This is a genomic window from Pseudomonas sp., from assembly GCF_037994325.1.
Taxonomy (GTDB): Bacteria; Pseudomonadota; Gammaproteobacteria; order Pseudomonadales; family Pseudomonadaceae; genus Aquipseudomonas.
On record NZ_JBBNAH010000008.1, the window covers coordinates 1 to 3,300 of the forward strand.

The 3,300-nt window shown below is 58.0% G+C and carries 5 protein-coding genes; 2 read left to right on the forward strand and 3 right to left on the reverse strand.

The window, feature by feature from the left end; genetic code table 11:
* Nucleotides 1-127: 127 nt before the first annotated feature.
* Nucleotides 128-964, reverse strand: a complete 837-nt coding sequence (locus AAAB16_RS00200; protein ID WP_340661509.1) for a hypothetical protein — start codon at nt 962-964, stop codon at nt 128-130.
* Nucleotides 965-1,333: 369 nt separating this feature from the next.
* Here AAAB16_RS00200 and AAAB16_RS00205 point away from each other — a divergent pair, with 369 nt between their 5' ends.
* Together AAAB16_RS00205 and AAAB16_RS00210 are read left to right on the forward strand one after the other, a co-directional pair.
* Nucleotides 1,334-1,612 carry a hypothetical protein gene (locus AAAB16_RS00205; RefSeq protein ID WP_340661513.1) on the forward strand — a complete coding sequence of 93 codons (279 nt, stop codon included), beginning with the start codon at nt 1,334-1,336 and terminating at the stop codon, nt 1,610-1,612.
* A 48-nt stretch (nt 1,613-1,660) separates the two neighbouring features.
* Nucleotides 1,661-1,867 carry a hypothetical protein gene (locus AAAB16_RS00210; RefSeq protein WP_340661510.1) on the forward strand — a complete coding sequence of 69 codons (207 nt, stop codon included), beginning with the start codon at nt 1,661-1,663 and terminating at the stop codon, nt 1,865-1,867.
* A 29-nt stretch (nt 1,868-1,896) separates the two neighbouring features.
* On the opposite strand, the gene AAAB16_RS00215 is transcribed toward AAAB16_RS00210, so the two are convergent.
* Nucleotides 1,897-2,040 (reverse strand): hypothetical protein, encoded by a 144-nt coding sequence (locus AAAB16_RS00215; protein ID WP_340661511.1) that lies wholly within the window; start codon nt 2,038-2,040, stop codon nt 1,897-1,899.
* Between the two features lie 319 nt (nt 2,041-2,359).
* Nucleotides 2,360-3,229 carry an alpha/beta hydrolase gene (locus tag AAAB16_RS00220; protein ID WP_340661512.1) on the reverse strand — a complete coding sequence of 290 codons (870 nt, stop codon included), beginning with the start codon at nt 3,227-3,229 and terminating at the stop codon, nt 2,360-2,362.
* Between the last annotated feature and the right edge of the window lie 71 nt (nt 3,230-3,300).

Genomic DNA, 3,300 nt, shown 5'->3' on the forward strand with positions numbered 1-3,300 from the left:
CCATCAGGTAGTTCGGATCGACCTTCAGGTTCGCGGCTATTTGCAGTAAGCGGTCGCGGAAGGGTTTGGATACTTTTGGCCCCAGGCAAGCATAGGTACCTCCTACGTTCTGTGGTGTCTCCTTGGGTTAGGGTTTGCTCAGCCATACTTCTAGCGAACCTACGGGTGCGTTGGTACTTCTAACGCGATACGGGTAGGCGTCCGCAAAGCCAGCCGCTGTCAGTTGCTCGGCAACTATTACTGCTTGTTCTTTGTCTGCGTCGTGGAAGTAGCGAACGTTGGTTTTGTCCGGGATTTGCGCTTTACCGCTGATGTTTTCGATGCCGGGCACGGCGAAGCCAAGGCCGGATAAGTTGTTCTGCAGTTCTTTCATGGGCTGGCGTTGGGCTTCGTCGTTGATGTGGATATACACACGACGAGTGATGGGCCGCTGAACTGCGCTTTGAACCGGCATCAGGCTTTCGTTGCGGATGCTGATTTTTTCCGCGAGGTTGGTTTTCAGGCTGAGTTCTTCCGGGGTGGCTTCGCCTTTTTGCTCCTTGCTTTCCAGCTGGGCGACTTTGGCGAGGTCTTGGGCGTTTTCTTCGATGTGTTTGTCGAGGATGGTCTGGTAGTTGCTCCAGGCGTCGCGGATATCACCTCGGGGTGATACGGCGACGAAGTATTCGGAGAGCAGTTTGCGTTTTTCCAGGCTGTCGGCTTCAAGCACGGTGCTGACGTACTTATCGAACACTTCCATTTCTTTTATATCTTGGTCGCGCTCTCTAAAGCCGTCGTTAATGATTGATGCAGACAGGGTTATAGCCACGGAGGCAACGAACCATTTGCCCAGCTCGATAATCTTGTCGATGTTTTCGTTTTCGATGGTTTTGTTTTTGATGATTAAAAAGATAACCACCAGCCCGCATAAGGAAATGCCAATAAAGGCCAGCGACAGCCAAAGAGAAATACTCCCGGTATCCATAGCGTGGAACCGCCTCAATCACGGTGAATGGCACTACTTTTTAAGCAACACCTCAGCGCCTGCGCTTGGCCACGCAGACGTGATACGACCAGTTGATTGCACAAACTCCGGGAGAGAACGATGCGGCGGGCGGGATGCCAGGCCGGATCCTTGTCGGAGCACGACGAGGAGAAGCTAGTACAGGGTTGGGGGGCTGTCCAAGTGGAGAAAGTAATACTGGATGACGACGGGGAGTCGGCTGGGCAGAATCGGGCATATTCCGTGGCATTGTGAGAATTGCCGCCACGGCAAGTTATCCACTTAACGCGCAAAAAGGATTTCGCCGTGCTCCTCCGTTCTCTCGCCCTCCTGCTTTTATCCCTCTGTTTTATGCAACCGGCACTCGCCGCTAATAAGCCTTGCTCCGGCGCCAAAGGCGGCATCGCGCGCTGCGATGGCGCGTTATTTGTGTGCAACGACGGTTCGATCAGTGGCTCCAAGAAGATCTGTTCGGCTAGCTATGGCGGCAGTCAGGCACAGTTGAAGGCCATTGGCGGTAGCAGCAGTAATGGCGACTGCCCGTGTGGCGGCGGCACACTGTGTGTGGGGCCGCGGGGTGGGGAATTTTGTATGACGCCTTCGGGGACTAAGAGCTATCGGCGTCAGTAGCAGGCAGCCGACAATACGCGCCAAATCCAGATAATTGTGGAGACAGCTGTGAGAGACGATTTCGACGATATCCGCGCAGAACGCGACCGCCCTATCCGGGCAAGCGGTTCTTCTTCAAACCCACACGCGGGCCTGTGGAAGCAGATTGCGTTGGGCATCGTGGTGGGTTACGTGGTGCTGGGGGTGTTGGGTGCAATTGGTTGGGCGGTGACGGCGCACTTGGTGTTGGGCTCTGTGAAATTCGGGGTGCCGTAACGGCGATTTCTACAGACTTGCCCGGCCCCTCAATCGTTCAGCCAATACTCCGCCGACTCCAGGCCGGCGCTGCCAAAACGCAGGTTGCAGTTGAAGCGGGCCATTGACCTGTCGTCATACACAAACGCCCCGCCTTCGCTCTGGGCGGAAATACGGTAGCCGCGCTTACTCACCTGGGCTTTGACTTGGTCGTAGGTCTGGGAGACAGTTCGCGGCAGAACCCCTGCATCTGATTCGGGCCGACTATGAAGGGCCAGATGACGTAGCCGATGACGCCGAGGATCAGCAGGCCCAATAGGCTGTTGAGGCGTTTGCGTGTGGGAGAAAGGGACATGGGGCTTGGCCTTGGGTGAAGGCACTATTTACCCATGACTCGCGCGCGCTATGGGCAACTTGAGTCGCAATTTTGCACTTCGGGGCAGCAGCGTCGCAGCCCTTGCAGAGAGGGGATGCGGTTTTCGTGGGCGGCGCTGTAGCCGGGACGCCTTTGACCTATGGCTTACGCCCAGCATCACTGTCGATAAACCGCACAATCTCCTCCAGCGCCGGAGCCTTCCCACGCAGCGGTTTGGACAAGGCCGCCACCAGCGTGATGTGGCTGACGCCGTCGTAATAATGCTCGCTCACTGGCACGCCGGCGCCCCTCAAACGCTTGGCTAGACCAGCGGTGTTTCGCTGCGGATTGACCAGTTCATCGTCGCGCGCAGCGATTAACAAGGTTGGCAGCACTGTCGCGCTGATGTGGTTGATCGGTTGCGAGTCCGGCGGGCTGTTGGGGTAAAAGAACACCGGGCGCACGTCGGGGTTTTTGATGGGTAGAAAGTCGTAGGGGCCGGCGAGGCCGATCCAGCCACGCATGTTTGCCGGGCTCAGGCCTTCTGCGGCCAGTAGCCGTGGATCGAGGGCGAGCATGGCGGCGTTGTAGGCACCGGCACTGTGGCCCATGACGAACAGGTGTTGGGCGTCGCCGCCGTAGGTGGCGATGTTGTTGTGCACCCAGGCGAAGGCGTGGGCGCTGTCTTTGAGGAAGTCGGGGTAGCGCACTTGTGGGTAGAGGCGGTAGTCGGCGATGACGGCGACGTAGCCACGGCTGGCCAGGGCTTCGCCAACAAATTGGTAGTCGGCGCGTTCGCCGCTGTTCCAGCTGCCGCCGTAGAAGAACAACACCACGGGGGTGGGGCCGGCTTTTTTCTGGGTGGGGGTGTAGATGTCGAGCTGTTGGCGCGGGTCGTTGCCGTAGGCGATGTTGGCCGTTTTGCTGTAACTATCGGTGGGGCTTAGGGCGTTGAGTAGGCCGACGGGGGAGCAGGCGCTGAGGAATGTGCTTAGGGCTAGGAGGAGCGGGGTTAGCAGTTTGCGCATACATGTCCTCGCTTTCGCATGGGACGACGATGGGAGGCCTTGCCCTCTCCCCTGGCCCCTCTCCCGCAAGC